We start from the raw sequence: 16,752 nt of genomic DNA on the forward strand, positions 1-16,752 counted from the left end.
TAACTTCGAAGATTCAAACAATTATAAACGTGTTATTCCACCCAGTAGTAAACCTACAAGCGATGGGCTTAGATATTTGTCCACACCCCGATTAAAAACAAATCATATTTTATTGTAGAAGAAAACGGAATGAAAGGAAGATAAAAGCATTATGGAGTTTGAGAAAGAACACAAGCCTCCACAGGATAATGGCGATCCCTTTACAAATCTTATGTTCGGGAAGAAACGAAGAGTCATCGAAGAAGATATTACGAATCAAACAGAAGAATTCCCAGACCACCATGAACCTTCTCATGCACCGCAAAGGGATCCTTGGTTGTTTGGGGCAAACGGTTCCCCCACCCACCCACAGGATCACAACCAGTACAACCAAATCGAACATCTTCTTAACCAAGTAGATATTATATTGCTTATGGAAACCGTTGATGAGGCAGTTAAAACCTATAAACTATATCAACCCATGTTTAAGGACGTTTCAACTTTCCTGAAAAAATTCTTTAAGAAGTGAGTCATTGACCGCCGTCTGAAAAAGTGTCGGTTTCATTCCACTTTTAAACCTTCAATTTGTTTTCTATTTTTGTTTTTCTTATTAGATTGTTTTATTGTGTCTACCAATAAATAAAGTAAAGGAATGAACTCTAAAAAGTATAAAAAAGTAGGCCATGCGTAGTAAAGAAAGCTAGATATTTCTGCAGATCCCCTTGCCGTGTTTATAGATAAAGCGACCATAACTGCTGCTAACGAAAACGTCAGAGGGCGGTGATCTTTTAAACGAAATAGATGCGCGAAAATTTGAACTGAAATAGTAAAAAAAACGGTCACTTTCAAAAAAACCATTGTTGCCCAAATCGAAATTAATAAATGATCCAAGTTTTGAATGAAATCCGCGATTCGAATGTAGCGAATCATCTCTAACATCGGATAGGTAAGATGACTGGATAAATTCGGACCAAAAAGTAATAATAGCCAAATAATATTTTGTCCAATAAATAGAACAGAAAAAAAAGTCGCCCACATGATTGACTTTAGTGTTTTATGCTTTTGAGTTAAATATGGAAATAAAAAGAGTAAAATAACGACTTCTCCAAAAGTTGGAGCAATCTGGAAGCTGCCGTTAAAGATTCCTTGTCCGCTATGGTTCGTAACAAAAGCGATCCAGCGGTCCCATTGTAATTCCTTACCAATAAAAATCGCATTTCCAATATTCCCTAGAATCACAAGATAAAATAGCCCTTGGGCAATCCGGAATAAATTTTCAAACCCTAAACGTGCTGTGACCGCTACAACCATTCCAAACATGCAGCCAACCGCCCAATTAGGTGTTCTAGGGAGATAGGTCTGCACGATGAAATCTTCATATTCTCTTAAAATGATTCCACTAATTTGCAGGAAGGAGACGAAAAAAAACACCATAATTGGAATATGAATCCATTTGGGAAGTATCTCACTACCATAGTGGACGAAAAATTCGTTTGGTCTTCGGGTCGCAAGTTTTATGACAAAATAGGCAAGAATAATTCCTGCTAAACCACTTATAAAAATAACGAGCACTGAATCGTATTGAGATAGGTAAATCAGGCGACTCGCTGCAAATCCAACCAATGTGGAGTAATAATAAAGAATGAAAAAAAGCATTAATTGATTTTGAGTGATCTGTTCTGTCTTCAAAGTAGTCCACCTAACCTAAAATTTTCTGTTGAATCGGTTCAAAAATGAACTGAATCAAATCACTTGGACTGGGCATATGCTCGAATAATACAGTAGAAATGCAATAAAAACAGGAAACCCCTAGGGTACAAAGGACAATCCAATAGGTTCTTTTTTTCCGTTTTTTACTTTTTAAATATGTCCACTCATATCCAAAGATAATGAGAAATCCGATAATAATTAAAATCATAAACTTTTTTCCTTTTCCCAGAATGAATTGTTTTCAGCACCTAGTCGTTTAATATGCAAATCAACCTGAACATTCATTTTTACTTTTTCATGATAAGATTCAGGCCAATCTTTTTTAACCATTTTCCATATTTTTGGTTTGTGCCAGGATAAGTATTCACTGAATTGGAAAACATCCGCTTTAACCTCTTGAGAAGCCTTTAAAGTGGCTTTAATTCTATTCCGGATTTGCTTTTCAGCTACATGCTCAAGTTGCGCCATTTGTTTTTCATTTGTTAAACTCATATCGGATTGAGATTCAGAAATATTCCCTTCTGCTTTTATATCCACATTAAAAGTGAACGGATCTTTTTTAGAAGGTCGGATCTTTGTATGTGCGTCCATGACTAATAAACTGATTAACTGTTGATCGGCCGGGGCTTTTATAGTTACTTCGGCACCTTTTATCAGGTTGCGAAGCCAGAACGCCCCTCGGCCCACTTTCGCGTCTAATTTCCCGACCATTTTATAATTATGAAACAATGCCATCTCCCCAGGACTGACAAAAAGCCCTTTTTTCCCTCCCTCACTAAGCATTTTTATTGTTTTCTTTGTTAAAATGCCGACAATCATATCGCCGTTAGATGTTTCAAGGAAGTCTTTTGGTGTTGTATCGACTGTCACCTTTCTTTGGGCAAATGATATGGGAATGGTGGTTGGAAATCGTTCAAATATCGGAGTCAATTCTTCGATATCTTTTGCTTTTCCTGGTGCAATTAATAAAGTTTGATTGATATTCAAATTTGGTTCGCGGAGAACAAATTCCAATATATCCCTGATACCGTCCCTCGCCATTTCTTCACTGATGATAATGATCCGCGTATGCCCCCAGCTAATATTTCTGGTAAGGGTGGCTTGTATTTTCTTATAGGCTTCCGTAAAAGTTTTTCCAGTTGCAGATTGTAGCGAATATGGTTTTCCTGTCGTACCGGCACCACCGAGATCACTAGGGACAAGGCGATTAGGCAGTGAAAAAGATAGGCTTATCTCCATGTGGCCATTTGCGGCCTTGTCAACGTAAATGCCGGCGACAAAAGCGCGCTCATTAAGTTCATATTGTGACCAGCAGCCGGTTAAAACAAAAGGGCATAATAAGATGAGGCTTTTGAGTCTTTTCATTAATCTTCATCATCCTCGAATATGGATTTCTCGATATTGGAACGAATACGATCATTTGACCCGGAAAAGGAAGGCCGGCGCTGCATCTTCCACCATGGTGCACGGATAAAAATATCCTTTAAATCGCTAGTTCTAAGCGGTGCTGTTGGTGAAAGATAGGGCATGCCAAACGAACGTAAGCTTACGACATGAATATAAATTAAAATGGTACCAATCATTAAACCGAATATTCCAAAGGTGCCAGCTAAAAACATAAGTGGAAAGCGAAGCAATCGGACGGAAAATCCTAAATCATAACCAGGTATGACGAAGGAGGCAATCCCAGTAATCGAAACAATGATCACCATAATGGCAGAAACAATCCCTGCCTGCACGGCTGCTTGGCCGATGATAATTGCACCTAGGATCCCAATCGCCTGCCCTACCGCTTTTGGAGTGCGAATCCCTGCTTCCCGTAAACCTTCAAAAGCCAGTTCCATCAATAAGGCTTCCACTATGCTTGGAAACGGGACATTTTCCCGTGATGCAGCAACACTTAATAATAAACTGGTAGGAATCATTTCCGGATGAAAGGTGGTAATCGCTATATAAAAGGATGGAAAGGTTAGCGAAACGATTAACCAGCCATAGCGAAGCAGGCGGATAAAACTGGTAAGGAAATACCGTTGATAATAATCTTCAGCAGCTTGGAGAAACATGTAAAAATTTACAGGTGCTATAAGCGGAATGGGGTCACCATCCACAAAAATAACCACTCTGCCTTCCAGTAAGGCTGCCGCCGCCACATCTGGCCGTTCTGTTTTTTGTGATTGAGGAAACGGTGATAATGGTCGATCGTCAATACACTCCTCAATATAGCTGCTCGCTAAAACGCCATCGATTTTAATCCTGTTTATTCTTTGTTTCACTTCTGCTATTAAATCTTCTCGACAAAGCCCCTCAATATAGCTAATAATGACCTTTGTTTTTGTATACTTTCCGATGACAAGTTGTTCCATTTTTAAGGCAGGGGATTTTATTCTTCTGCGAACCATGGTGACATTCGTGTGGATATCCTCCAAAAACGCCTCTCTTGGCCCCCTGATGACATTTTCATTCGTGGTTTCACTACCGGTTCGCTTTTCGAAGTTTGTTAAAGGAAAAGCGATCATCCGACTGTCACCTTCGAAAAAAACAATAATTTTTCCATCTAAAATGTTTTCTGCAGCTTCCTCCATATCTGAAAGAATGCTGGTACACATTGTACTAATGGACTGTAAATCAAGTATTTTATGAATCAATTCACTTGATGAGGAAGCAAAATGCGGTGAAACAATATATTTTAACACTTGTTCATCAAATGTTTGCTGATCCACCATACACTGCAAAAACACAATGCCGCAGCGCGTTTGATTGGCTGTTAATTCGTGAAAGGTGATGTCAATACTTTGTTGGAAGGTTTCTTTAAACCATTCCATTCGCACATCAAAATCCGCACCTAAAAAAACTTTTTTATTTTCCTTTTGGGTTTGCTGCAACCCTTTCAATTTTGAAAAAAACGACATCCGTCTCACTCCACGAACTTTTTGTTAGAATTCCCTTTTTTAGTAAAAGTATTTTCTAACATAAAAAAACGGAGAATTAGTTGATTCTCCGTTTTTGCTTCAAATAATATGTGATTACATGGGCTGGGTCCAACCTAATCCTCACAGAGTCTTAATAAGGTGATCTGCGTAAATTCCCCATTATTTTCACCACTATTTATAGAAAAAGTTGGCCAACATGATTAGGTTTGAGACACTATCCTGCTTTCTCCACTAAGCAATTTTTCTCCCATGTTTCATATTCTTTAAATGCATTCCAGCTCAACCATGATACAAGGATTCGTAACTCATTAGGTCCAACATACCAGTATTCCCAACGCTTCTTTGCTGAATTCTGATAAATATCTGTTTTGTATACATAATGCATGTGAAAACCACTCCTTGTCCAGATAATATTTAAATAATTTTCTGAAAATTTATTATTAATATAAAAATTCTCCAATTATCCAAAAAATCCTGCCAAAGCGATTTCATTTTTTACAATAGTAAAATATTATTAGCGCCTCCTTTATGTAGCTCTAATATTTATTATTTAAAGGCAAAATGACTTCAATGACGGTCCCCGTTTTATCGCTCCAAAACTGTAAACTTCCGTTATGATTCTCAATGATTTGCTTAGAAATCATTACTCCTAATCCAGTTCCGCATTCTTTTGTTGTAAAAAATGGTTGACCAATTTTCTTCAAAATATTTTTAGGGATTCCAGTTCCTGTGTCTTGGATAATTATTTTTGCTTTATTCTCACTGTGTTTTCTTATTTCAATTGTAATTGTTCCACCATTCGGCATTGCCTCTATAGAGTTTTTCAAAAAATTGATAACGACTTGTTTTAATTGGCTTTTATCACAACTGATATTCAAATTACCGATCTGATTGACGAATTCTATATTTATATTTTGCAAAATAGCTTGTGTGTCAATTAAGGTTTTTACTTCTTGTATTAATGTATTTAAGCTTTCTACATTAAATTTTACATCCTGTGGTTTGGCAAGTACCAATAGCTCACTTAAAATAAGTTCAATTCTATCTATCTCATTTTTTATAATTTCCACGTATGCGGTATTGTCTAACGGCACTTCCATTAATTGCAAGAACCCTTTAATGGCTGTAAGTGGGTTGCGGACTTCGTGGGCAATCCCTGCAGCTAATTGTCCAGCTATAGATAGTTTTTCAGAATTAACAATGAGTTCTTGGGTTCTTTTCCTTTCCGTCATATCACGAACGATGAGATGTTGAGCAGACTGACTTTGGAAAAAAGTTGGGATCCCTTTTATTTCTACATCCAAAAGCGTACCGTCAAAACGCTTAATTTTATACTCCGTGAAATCCGTTGTGTCTCCATTAAATACTTTCTTCATTCTTCTTTTTGCTTTTTTCCAATAATTAGAATGAATATAGTCAAATATCGATGTATTAATGATATCTTCAGAACTTGAAGCGCCCAATAAGTGAACGCCTGTTTCATTTATGAATAATATTTTGTCGTTCTTGGCGATTAAGACTATATCTGGGGAGTTTTCTATTAAATTACGAAATGCTTTTTTTCGACTCCAAAGTTCTTCTTCTGCTTTTACTCTTTCTGAGATATCCCGAAGAACAGTAACTACCTCTACTATTTTTTGTGTATCTGGGTCAACGATTGGCTTACATATAGCCTCCAGCCATATAACACTTCCATCTTTTTTGATGAATCGGTAGGACCCTCTATTATACCCCTTTAGGTTATTTAATAATTCTTTACGGTCTAATGAAGCTTTTTGCACATCATCATTATGAAAAATGGATGATAGGTGTTGTCCATTTATTTCATCTGGTTCATATCCAAGAAGATGCTTGACAGCGGGGGATACGTAAAGAATATTTCCTAACAGGTTTGTGTTTAAAATGATATCAAGAATATTATCTGTTAATACTCGGTGAAATTCTTCAATTTGTCTTACTTCTGCCTTTGCTCTTTTTAACTCTGTGATATTTTTTAAAACTGCATATAATCCAACTATTTTATCGTCCACGCTTATTGGAATATTCGTGATATTTATATCAACTGTTTGCCCATGTTTGCTTATCATGAAGCAGTCAAAGTTTTGGAGCTGACCTAATACAGTTTTATGAAAGTATTGGAAAATCTTATCCAAACTTTCAATGGGGAAAAGTGTTTGAAATTTCATTAGAAGAGCCTCTTCGGAGGAATAACCTGAAAGTTCCTCATATGATGGGTTTACTTGAAGAATATTGCCCTCTAAATCTAAGACCATGATTGCATCTTGATTACCATAAAACCGTGTTTTATTGCTGCTAACCCATTCGTCTAAATACTTATTTAATAAGAACCGCTTTTCACTTTTTATTCCCTCAACAGGACTGTTCATATTTCTTTATCAGTTCCTTTCCCCTTCGATACAAAAAAAAGCCAAAATAGGAGATTCCTATCTTGGCTTGTGTCTAGCTCAATCAAATTGTCTAACTCACTACGGCCTTTATGCAGTTAAACGAAACAAAGACCGATTCCGGTCCTCTTACGAAATTTTACGAAGAGTTTTTCTAATAAAACTAGCTAACTCTGTTTGAATTTGTTTATTTACCAAAGCCAGAATTCTTACATTTGATAAAAGCATTATTTCTTTTATCCGACTTTAGTATAAACTCTATTTAATGAATATTCAACCAATTTCCATTAAATATGGAAATTTAAATAATTAGGTAAAGGCTAAACGACCTCCATCTTCTTGCTTAATAATGAAATAAGTTTAATCAGCATGCATAGACGAAACCATATTTGCAAAGCCTTTCTAGTATGATATTTGATGGAGGAAAAGGTTTCAATATGTTTTCATTTCGCGGAGATGCTCATAAAATTTACCTGAAACTAAAAAGGGCAAGGAATCATAAACAATCCTTTCAATCAGTAAAAGAAATTCACCAAATAGAACAAATTCAGAACTTTTACCTACCGATTGATAGCCCAACATTAAAAAAAATATATTTAAGTATGATAAAAGAGAAAAATGGCTCCGGCATCATTCCTATTCTTGTCTCTTCTGGTCCGTGGCTGCTACTTCTTTTTTCAGAGCAATTGCATAAATTTCTGTTCAAAGAAGGCAGTATACTTTGGGTTTACTTTGTTTTAGCCTATGCATTCATACTTACCATAAGCGTGATTCTGCATTTTCATGAAAAATCCTGGGCCTCCGTTCATATCGAAATCATCAAAGAAATTTTACAAGAACGAAAAGAGCGTTCCCAGGTAAAAAGTTGATAAAAAACAGACCATCATTTTGATGATCTGTTTTCTGGCATTCTTATTAACTACTTCTATGAAATTAGCCATTCGCATTCACCTCGTTTGATCCATTTGTTTTCCAATAATATTCTGCAAGTATATTTGAAAATACATCGATGGTGTTATTCAGCTCATTCAAATTATTATCCACACCGCCTATTTCCAGCAGCATGGCCTTATCTGAGAGATCTTGATTATATACGCCGTTCCCATCCTTATACGTTTTTAAGAATACCCCTCTGCTGATGCCAGGATACTTTTGTTCTAACTGACTATTCAATGCTTTGGCCACTTCCAGATTTTCAAGGTAATTTTTGTTTTCTTTTCCTACGACAAAATAAAGCCTTGCATAGCTTGTACCATTAATCGTTTTAGTAGTGGTCTCTTTCCCTAGTGAATCACGATGAATGTCAATAAAATATTTAAATTGATTGTTATTGGCTGCGGCTGCTTCGACAATCTCTCGAGATTCTACATATGCTTTTGTTGATTCCCATCCCTTTTTCAACAATTCTTGAGTCATATTGGTTTTGTCATGCTCCACGCCGATACCTTTACTCATTAAATCTTGAGCTAATCGATTGCCTAACCCAATGACATTTACCCTTTCATCTGAGCTAATGGCATCGTCAGGTGTTTTTACATCTTTTAAAACTGGAAGGAATGACTCCCAGCTGTGGGATTGATAAATAAATACGGTTTTGTTTTCGGGATTTTTAAGCCGGCCATCATCGGTTCGTTGATTTTCTTTTAATTTCTCTTCAGATGCTTGTCTCTCCTTCAATAAAGCCCTATTTGGAGGAGCCGATTCTTTTGGAAGGTTCCTTAGGTTCGTTCCCTCCCCTGCTACGACGATTTCTGTTTCATGCATTCTTAATCCAGGTATTTCATTGCCTAAGTACGTTCTTATATCTGTTGGTTTGATGGTGGTTGCTATCTGGAATGCAACATCTGTTATTTTTGGTATAGTAAAAACAGGAGTATTCAATTTTCGGAAAAAGGAATGATTCTCCGATTTAAAAAATTCAACAAAGAGTTTCTGTCCATTTAAGATTCCGATTGAATTACTCATTTTTAGGGAAGTAATATTTACTTTTAACACAATAAACAATGAAATAGTGAAGAACATTAATAGAACAACTAGGACAGAACGATAAATAAATTTTAGTGGGATGATTTTTAGCGGATTCATTGGAAATACCTCCTTATCCCATGTGTATGAGTGAATAAGGAGTTTAGGAGGAAAAATAGAGTTTTTATTTTTACAATATAGTTACTTTATTACAGGTGTGAAAAGCAAAAGCCAGCACCTTTAAAAGGCTAGCTGGCTTTTTAGAGTATCACACAAATATCCATTACCATGTCATTCTCCTTCTGTATATGCTTCCGATGTTTTATCTTTGCACTCCCAGCATTCCGCACGATTTCTCTCCATTACTGACAATTCCTCACCACATGAAATACAAATATCCATTGATCATGCCCCCTTTCCACTGTTTTGTCCTTAAAAACCACCAACTTCATTTAGCAACTATTGTAGTTACATTATATTCTGAAAATTAGAACATTCATATTTTAATTATGTTACAGATTCATTTCAGGGTATTTTTCTTGTTATTTATTATAGTTTACATAATAAATTTATTGATAAGTTTATCTAGTAAAGTAAAATAACTGGAATATTTTGTAAAGATGTTTAAGTGTATGTCTATTCGAAAAATCCTTTAAATATAATTTTGTGTATATCCTTTTTTTGGAAAGGCTGGGGATACCTCTGAAAAATTATATTTGCGAGACTTGTGGTGTTCAGTATGAAAGTTTAATGAAAGAACCAGAGCAATGTACGATTTGTAATGAGGAAAGGCAGTATGTAAATCCGAATGGGCAGTCGTGGACCACGTTGGAGAAAATGACTAAAGAAGGCTATCAAAATAGGTTTACTTTTGAGGAAGAAGGTCTATTCAGCATAACCACTATTCCAAAGTTCGGAATTGGTCAAACTGCTTATTTGGTCCAAAGTGCGGGTTTCAATTTATTATGGGATTGTATCACTTTTATTGACGAAAGTACCATTAAAAAGATGAAGGATTTGCGTGGACTGCAGGGAATTGCCCTATCCCATCCGCATTATTACTCTGCACAAGTTGAATGGGCAGAACTATTCGATGTGCCGATTTATATACATGAGGATGATAAAGAATGGGTCATGAGGCCAAGCGATAAGATTCTTTTCTGGTCAGGTGAATCCCTCGAATTACATAAAGGGGTCATTATTCACCGTCTAGGCGGACATTTTAAAGGTGGATCAGTTTTAGAATGGAAGAATGGGAATGAGCAAAAGGGAATTTTACTGTCAGGTGATATCATCCAAGTGGTCGCCGATAAAAATTGGGTCAGTTTTATGTATAGTTACCCTAATCTGATCCCACTGCCTGCACCAAAAGTGCGTGAGATGGCCAATATCGTAAAAGAATTGGAATTTGACCGATTGTATAATGCTTTTCATGGCATAATCAAAAAAGATGCCAAAATAGCCGTTCAGAAGTCAGCGGACAGGTATATTGATGCGTTAAGTGGAACGTTGTTTGATACTTAATCTGTACTTCGTTTGTTTGGTTTTATTGGCAGCCGCACCGGCCCACTTTTCTCTTTTCCGGGCACCAATTCTCCTTTTCAAAAAACAAACCTCAAACTTCAAGTTGAGTTTGAGGTTTTGTTTTCGTTTAAAGTGCCCCCATCCCACCATCAATGCGATATTGGGCACCTGTTATAAATGCACTCTCATCTGAAGCTAGGAACAAAACTAAATTAGCAATGTCAGCTACTTCTCCGTACCGTTGAAGAGGGATACTTTTGGCAAATTGGTCTTTTGCACCTTCCGGGTTTTCCGGACTAAATCCAGATTCTAAAGAACGCATCATTCTCGTATTAACAGGCGATGGATGAATGGAATTCACTCGTACGTTCGCTCCCGCCGCCTCAAGTGCGGCAACTTTGGTTAAGCCAATTACCGCATGTTTGCTTGTGACATAAGGAGCAACACCTGGTGTGCCGCCAAGTCCCGCTACAGAAGATGTGTTAATGATACTGCCGTAACCCTGTTTGGTCATAACAGGAAGCACGTGTTTCAATCCTAAGAAAATACCATTCACGTTAACACGCTGGACTTTTTCAAAATCCTCAAGGGACGTTTCGATAATCGGCTGAACTTTTCCTTCAATTCCTGCATTATTAAAGAAAATATCGATTTTCCCGAAACGGTCAACTGTTTGTTTCACATAGTTTTGTACGTCTGTTTCTTTTGATACGTCTGCCTGAACAATAAGTACATCGCCAAATTGACTTAGTTCTGCTTTTGTCTGCTCTAGGGATTCTAGCAGCAAATCAACTAAAACAACCTTTGCACCTTCTTGTAAAAAACGTTTGGCTGTTTCCTTACCAATTCCGCCTGCCCCACCTGTAATGAGCGCAACTCGATCATGTAACTTACTCATTTCATTTCACCTTCCTTTTTTACTATTAACAGAGGTTTACAAAATTTAGTAACATCACATGTCCATTATAAACTTTTTCAGATAATTACTAATATTGAATTTACAGAAATAAGTGACAATTTATTGAAAAGTAGTTTATTTCATTAATAAAATAGGTCAAAATCAATAAAATTTAACCAAAAGGAATCGTAAAGTTAAATTCTCAGCATATAATGATTTCGGGTGATGGATATGGATCGTTATCTCGAACAAGCATTTGAAATCAGGTTTTTGAAAATCGGCATTATCGCCAATGCGGGAATTTTGCAAATTGGTACGGGGTCAGCTGCAACGATTCCAAAAACTACTCCAGTCGGATATACGACAATTGGAGAGACTGTCGCTCCACTTTTGGCACCACCGTCTGTTCCATTGCAAGCACCAATACGTGATATTGGAAAAGGTTTGTAATTAGAAAGTTTAAGGTTTTTTTAAAATTCAGTTAGAATTGCATCTAATTTATCAGCGATTTTGTAAATAAAAAAGAAATGACTCATTAAAATAGAGCCATTTCTTTTTTATTTGTGCATCTCTATCCTATTTATTTCTTCCAAAAAATAATGAATCAAAATAACTAGTCCTGATTAAACCACAGTGGATCTTTGTTATCAACCTCACCATTATAATTAATTAAAATCTCATCTCCTGCTTTTATATCTGTGTAAGCATAAAATTCAAAAGTGTGATTGTCAAAATTAATCTCGTAAAAGGCATTAGGTTCATAAGAATGGTTAAACAACATTCCATAACCAAGCAGGATCGCAGAATGATTGATCCCATACTCAAAAGCGTAATCAGCAAGTAGGGTTTTCTCTATATGTTGATGCTCCTCATTTGGATAAGCAATGACAGGTGCTTCGTGTAAAAGCGTTCCTTTTTTGATATCACATGTAGCAAATACTCCTCTATCGAATTCTCCATCACTTAGTGGAGATTTTTTTATCTCAATCATGTTGTTCTCCTATTCATCTTTAAAATTTTCTTACTAAACTGTACCATTAATTTGAACATAATGCTCTTTTTTTTACGCTCTTTTTTTAAATGGAGTATTCTACCTTTTCATTATATTTTGAATTCTAAGTGATTCTCTATCAATCGATTGGGGGGGTTTTTCAAACCACCCGTGATCAATTAAGAGTTTTGCACCTTCCTCAGCAAAGGAACCGACTCTAATAATAAAGCCTTCATAATTAATCGTTAAGTCCTTTCGAAATGATGCAGCTATGGCAAGTCCAAAATCTCCAATACCAATGGCACTTTGTGCACATGTATGAAATAACATTAGTTTATCGGAAAAAGGTGGGTCAGTGCTATTGGTAATGGTAGAATCCCATGTAGAGGGATATGAATTATCATCTTCTTTTAGTTTTATCATAAAATCTTCCACCATTTTCTTTCCCAATTCATATCCATCTTTAAAGTAGTCACTAATTTTTTTAGATTGAGCGACTTGGCTAAATCCTAAAAGCATTGTTTTCGCCACATTTGCCACTTCGATATTAACTCCTAAATGGGCAATTTCTATTCCAAGGAGTGGTCGCCGATGACCTATTAGACCGCCGAGGAATTTTCTCTCTGTTATATACTCAACTTTATCAGGATAAGAAATATAAGGAGACCGGATAAAAACCCCTTTTTCCTGCATCAGTTCTGCATTTCGGTCATATAACATTTCGGTTTGAGAGTAAAACTGTTTGAATAAGTCACGGACATCTTTACGGGCAGAAATTGACTTAGCCAAACTATAGGAATTCAATCCCGTTCTACCCATATGCTGTAGGTAACGCAAATACGTGATATCCGAAAAAAGCTTCTTTGCTTGCAGGTTAACGTCCTGTTCTCCAAATCCATTAGGTATAGGAATGCCTTCTTTTGTAAATAAATCCGATATTTGTGCCACATGGTCATGGGAAAACTTTAGAGCAAGTTTAATAATAGGTTTAACGTCCGGATCTTCGCATGTCTGAAAAAAATGTTTTAGAATACACATAGACATGGTGTCACCAATATAGGTACTCCATAACATTGAGATTTCAGCAGATGTTATGTTGGGTATGTGTTTAACCATGAATTTTCCACCCTATCACATAGATTTAGATTTTCGATTTATTACTTGAACTAACCATTTTACAAGTACAGCCTTTGCAACATAGATTGGAAGCGAATAGATGTATTTCCAGTTATCTAATTTATAAATGTTTAGCCAAACGGATAAAGGTTCAAATATATAGGTAAATATAGTGGCCATGATTAAATTAACAATGATAAATGATTTCCATGTTTTGCAGAATTGATAAACAGTCATATGAGCCACGATAAGTATTCCGTAATCAACTGCGACTAATCTTGGTAACAACTGTACCAATTTATAGGGATAGGACCAAAGGTGAGCATTAGCACCTATATCATCCATCAGTCCAACCAAAAGCATTAATAAAGCGCCAAAAAGTACAATTTCCTTTAATCTACCTTTATCAACGTACCTCCACCATACAATCCATGGAAGAATAAAAATAATCAAAAGCAACCACCATTGAAATGTAAACAAATCGTGATGGAGCCAATATTCATTTTTCATTTCAGTTAATTTATATTCTAATTTTCGAATTTCATCATAACTTGGATAGTTTGCTTTCAATTTCTTCACTCTCTCGTATCAGATGGTTTTATTATCCCCTTTTATCTATTTTTCCTATTCAAGCCTGATTTCCGCCATTTTCGATGAAATTCCCCTTTTAAAGAAATATTGTTTGTGATGGAGAGTTAGATTTTTGAAAATGATTGGGTTGTAAAAAGTAAGTTACCTATAAAAAAAGCAAGGCCCGATTTGGGGCCCTGCTTGTTATTTGACTATTACTTTTCCAGCCATTCCTTCCTGTAAATGGTACCGACATATCAAATCATATGTACCGGACATAGTCGGTTTCACAGTAATGGTTTTTTCTGTTCCTGGCAGGATTTCAACATCAATTTTGAGCTTTTCTACAGTAAAGGTATGCTTTTTCTTTCCTTTGTTTTTCAAAAGTAACGTTGTGGTACTTCCATTCGGAATAGTGATGTCTTTCGGTTTAAAGTAATCATCGTTTAACTCGACCTCAATTGCTTTGGCTGACTGAATAGGCTGTGTTAGGACGCTGGTTTCGGCATAAACGCTGTATGAGCCTAGCGTTGTCAGAACCACTATCATTGCAAGCAAAACGGCCAATCCAGTTAGCTTCTTTTTCACAGTCATTTGTAATCCCTCCTTTCCTACAACTATTTTTTTCAAAATTATTAAATATTATCAAGTTAATTTGATTTCAACTTTCTTCATTGACTTTTTTTACTTTTATTTTCTCGGGTATCGTCTTCCAGTACTCTGGGTCCTCTAAACCAAGCCGCCAAATCCCGATTCCCCGTAGGTTATATTTTTCTACAAGGTCTAGCTTATACTGCAGACTATCGCTATTCTCAAACCAAACCTGATGGCTATGTTGTTCTTGATCGACATAACTGAAATGAGGTGTTTTTGAACGGGAGTCCCATAGAACTTTAGCTTTATATTTTCTTTTCTGACCCATTAACTCTTCATAGGAGGTATACTTGCCTTTGCCTGCTGTTGTATCCCAGTCCCATCCATAACCAGCGATTCCGAGTAAAATTTTTGCCGGTGGAACCTTATGTTTCAACGCATAACGAATCGTTGCTTCTGTCCAATCGACCGATGCGGTTGAGCCGGGTTTTGTTCTTGGGTTATGTTCATCGTACGTCATTATCATTAACCCATCTGAATATTGGCCAAGCTTTTCGTAATCAAACCATGGTGACCAGGGATTAGCACGGGAATCACCTGTGTTTGCCGGGACTGAAACCGTCACTACTTTTCCATCACGATGCAGCGCATCAGACAGTTCTTTTATCATCTGGCTAAAGGGTTCTCGGTCAGTCAAATTCAAATTTTCCATGTCAATATTAATACCGTCATATTTGAACTGATTGATTTCATTGCGTAAATTCTGAATGAAAAGATCGCGGTTTTTTTCATCATCGAGTACATCACCTGCTACCTGCTTGCCCTTCTCCACGGTTTCATAAAATAGATTATGTACAACCATATATACCTTCAAATTTTTTTCATGAGCACTCTGAATAACCTTTGTCTTATGGTCTGCTGGTACGGAACTTATAAGACTTCCCGGATTTTTATCGTCAAGCTTATACCAAAAGGGTGCGATGCTGCTTAAACTTTTGTATTGCGAGTCTACTGTCGGTTGAGACCCTGGAAACGTTCCTTCCTGTTCGGTGTAAAAACCTAAAACTTCACGAGGAGTTTTATTTTTATCCTTTTTGTCCTCCACTTTTGTTTGTAACTGACTACACGATGACATTAGTAATAAGACCAAGCTTAACGAAATAATGGTGAATGACCGATAACAATACTTCGCCATAATACACCTTCTCCCAATTAGTATATTTCTTAAGTTGATAAGAAAAGGTGTAACTTATACACGAATTAGGCATGGGGACGGTTCGAGACTACTGAAAAATACTTCATATAGTAGGAGATTAAAGATATATTTACCCCATTGACATGCAGATTGGGTCATCAATAACAAGATGAAGACCCTTTTCCACATTGGTGTGAGCTGTTTTGGTCTTCATCGGCCTTATGAAGAACATTTTCCACATTGGAGTGAGCTGATTTGGCCTTCATCGGCCTTATGAAGACCCATTTTCCACATTGGTGTGAGCCATTTTGGTCTTCATCGACCTTATGAAGACCCTTTTCCACATTGGTGTGAGCTGTTTTGGTCTTCATCGGCCTTATGAAGACCATTTCCCACATTGGAGTGAGCTGTTTTGGTCTTCATCGACCTTATGAAGACCATTTTCCACATTGGTGTGAGCTGATTTGGCCTTCATCGGCATTATGAAGACCATTTTCCACATTGGTGTGAGCTGATTTGGCCTTCATCGACCTTATGAAGACCATTTTCCACATTGGTGTGAGCCGTTTTGGTCTTCATCGGCCTTATGAAGACCATTTTCCACATTGGTGTGAGCTGTTTTGGTCTTCATCGACCTTATGAAGACCATTTTCCACATTGGTGTGAGCCGTTTTGGTCTTCATCGGCCTTATGAAGACCATTTTCCATCTTGGCCTAAACTGATTGGTCTTCCTTAGCCTTAGGATGGTCTATTCAGAAGGGAATTTTCAATTTCAACCCAGAGTATTTTATCTTAACAAACAAATTCCAGATAAAGTCATGTTTTTCAGTGGTCTCGGACGGTTCTTTTGTCTCATTCTGAATTAAATAAAAGG

Annotated in this window: 16 protein-coding genes; 4 read left to right on the forward strand and 12 right to left on the reverse strand. The window is 36.7% G+C overall.

Going from position 1 to position 16,752, the window contains the following annotated elements:
• Window positions 1–151 precede the first annotated feature (151 nt).
• Complete coding sequence (locus V5M37_RS16875) at window positions 152–508, forward strand: hypothetical protein (RefSeq protein WP_423798333.1); 357 nt, start codon at window positions 152–154, stop codon at window positions 506–508.
• Window positions 509–540: 32 nt separating this feature from the next.
• Here the strand turns inward: V5M37_RS16875 and V5M37_RS16880 are convergent, their stop codons facing one another.
• The 5 genes from V5M37_RS16880 to V5M37_RS16900 all read right to left on the reverse strand — a co-directional run bounded on the left by V5M37_RS16880 (window position 541) and on the right by V5M37_RS16900 (window position 7,006).
• On the reverse strand, window positions 541–1,668 hold the full coding sequence (locus V5M37_RS16880; RefSeq protein WP_423798334.1) for a GerAB/ArcD/ProY family transporter: 1,128 nt from the start codon (window positions 1,666–1,668) through the stop codon (window positions 541–543).
• Window positions 1,669–1,893: 225 nt separating this feature from the next.
• Window positions 1,894–3,054: a Ger(x)C family spore germination protein gene (locus tag V5M37_RS16885; protein ID WP_423798335.1), complete on the reverse strand. Its 1,161-nt coding sequence runs from the start codon at window positions 3,052–3,054 to the stop codon at window positions 1,894–1,896.
• Window positions 3,054–4,598, reverse strand: a complete 1,545-nt coding sequence (locus V5M37_RS16890; protein WP_423798336.1) for a spore germination protein — start codon at window positions 4,596–4,598, stop codon at window positions 3,054–3,056. The genes V5M37_RS16885 and V5M37_RS16890 overlap by 1 nt, the downstream gene beginning before the upstream one ends.
• A gap of 235 nt (window positions 4,599–4,833) precedes the next feature.
• Window positions 4,834–5,004 (reverse strand): hypothetical protein, encoded by a 171-nt coding sequence (locus V5M37_RS16895; RefSeq protein ID WP_423798337.1) that lies wholly within the window; start codon window positions 5,002–5,004, stop codon window positions 4,834–4,836.
• A 151-nt stretch (window positions 5,005–5,155) separates the two neighbouring features.
• Window positions 5,156–7,006: a PAS domain S-box protein gene (locus V5M37_RS16900; protein ID WP_423798338.1), complete on the reverse strand. Its 1,851-nt coding sequence runs from the start codon at window positions 7,004–7,006 to the stop codon at window positions 5,156–5,158.
• A gap of 455 nt (window positions 7,007–7,461) precedes the next feature.
• On the opposite strand from V5M37_RS16900, the gene V5M37_RS16905 reads away from it, so the two are divergent.
• On the forward strand, window positions 7,462–7,893 hold the full coding sequence (locus V5M37_RS16905) for a hypothetical protein (RefSeq protein WP_423798339.1): 432 nt from the start codon (window positions 7,462–7,464) through the stop codon (window positions 7,891–7,893).
• 64 nt (window positions 7,894–7,957) lie between these two features.
• Here the strand turns inward: V5M37_RS16905 and spoIIP are convergent, their stop codons facing one another.
• On the reverse strand, window positions 7,958–9,109 hold the full coding sequence (gene spoIIP / locus V5M37_RS16910) for a stage II sporulation protein P (RefSeq protein ID WP_423798340.1): 1,152 nt from the start codon (window positions 9,107–9,109) through the stop codon (window positions 7,958–7,960).
• 582 nt (window positions 9,110–9,691) lie between these two features.
• Here spoIIP and V5M37_RS16915 point away from each other — a divergent pair.
• Window positions 9,692–10,513, forward strand: coding sequence for a hypothetical protein (locus tag V5M37_RS16915; protein ID WP_423802639.1), 822 nt, complete (start codon window positions 9,692–9,694; stop codon window positions 10,511–10,513).
• 127 nt (window positions 10,514–10,640) lie between these two features.
• On the opposite strand, the gene V5M37_RS16920 is transcribed toward V5M37_RS16915, so the two are convergent.
• Window positions 10,641–11,411, reverse strand: a complete 771-nt coding sequence (locus tag V5M37_RS16920; protein WP_423798341.1) for an SDR family NAD(P)-dependent oxidoreductase — start codon at window positions 11,409–11,411, stop codon at window positions 10,641–10,643.
• Window positions 11,412–11,642: 231 nt separating this feature from the next.
• Between V5M37_RS16920 and V5M37_RS16925 the strand changes: the two genes are divergently transcribed.
• Window positions 11,643–11,861: a hypothetical protein gene (locus tag V5M37_RS16925; RefSeq protein ID WP_423798342.1), complete on the forward strand. Its 219-nt coding sequence runs from the start codon at window positions 11,643–11,645 to the stop codon at window positions 11,859–11,861.
• A 163-nt stretch (window positions 11,862–12,024) separates the two neighbouring features.
• Here the strand turns inward: V5M37_RS16925 and V5M37_RS16930 are convergent, their stop codons facing one another.
• The 5 genes from V5M37_RS16930 to V5M37_RS16950 form a co-directional block, all read right to left on the reverse strand.
• Window positions 12,025–12,402: an SET domain-containing protein gene (locus V5M37_RS16930; protein WP_423798343.1), complete on the reverse strand. Its 378-nt coding sequence runs from the start codon at window positions 12,400–12,402 to the stop codon at window positions 12,025–12,027.
• 99 nt (window positions 12,403–12,501) lie between these two features.
• Window positions 12,502–13,518: a DUF3231 family protein gene (locus tag V5M37_RS16935; protein ID WP_423798344.1), complete on the reverse strand. Its 1,017-nt coding sequence runs from the start codon at window positions 13,516–13,518 to the stop codon at window positions 12,502–12,504.
• 15 nt (window positions 13,519–13,533) lie between these two features.
• Entirely contained in the window at window positions 13,534–14,088 is a 555-nt protein-coding gene (locus V5M37_RS16940) for a CBO0543 family protein (RefSeq protein WP_423798345.1), read from the reverse strand.
• Window positions 14,089–14,292: 204 nt separating this feature from the next.
• Window positions 14,293–14,682 carry a cupredoxin domain-containing protein gene (locus V5M37_RS16945; protein WP_423798346.1) on the reverse strand — a complete coding sequence of 130 codons (390 nt, stop codon included), beginning with the start codon at window positions 14,680–14,682 and terminating at the stop codon, window positions 14,293–14,295.
• A gap of 67 nt (window positions 14,683–14,749) precedes the next feature.
• Complete coding sequence (locus tag V5M37_RS16950) at window positions 14,750–15,877, reverse strand: glycosyl hydrolase family 18 protein (RefSeq protein WP_423798347.1); 1,128 nt, start codon at window positions 15,875–15,877, stop codon at window positions 14,750–14,752.
• Window positions 15,878–16,752 lie beyond the last annotated feature (875 nt).

Source organism: Neobacillus sp. SAB-20_R2A (assembly GCF_049568635.1).
Taxonomy (GTDB): domain Bacteria; phylum Bacillota; class Bacilli; order Bacillales; family Cytobacillaceae; genus Neobacillus; species Neobacillus citreus.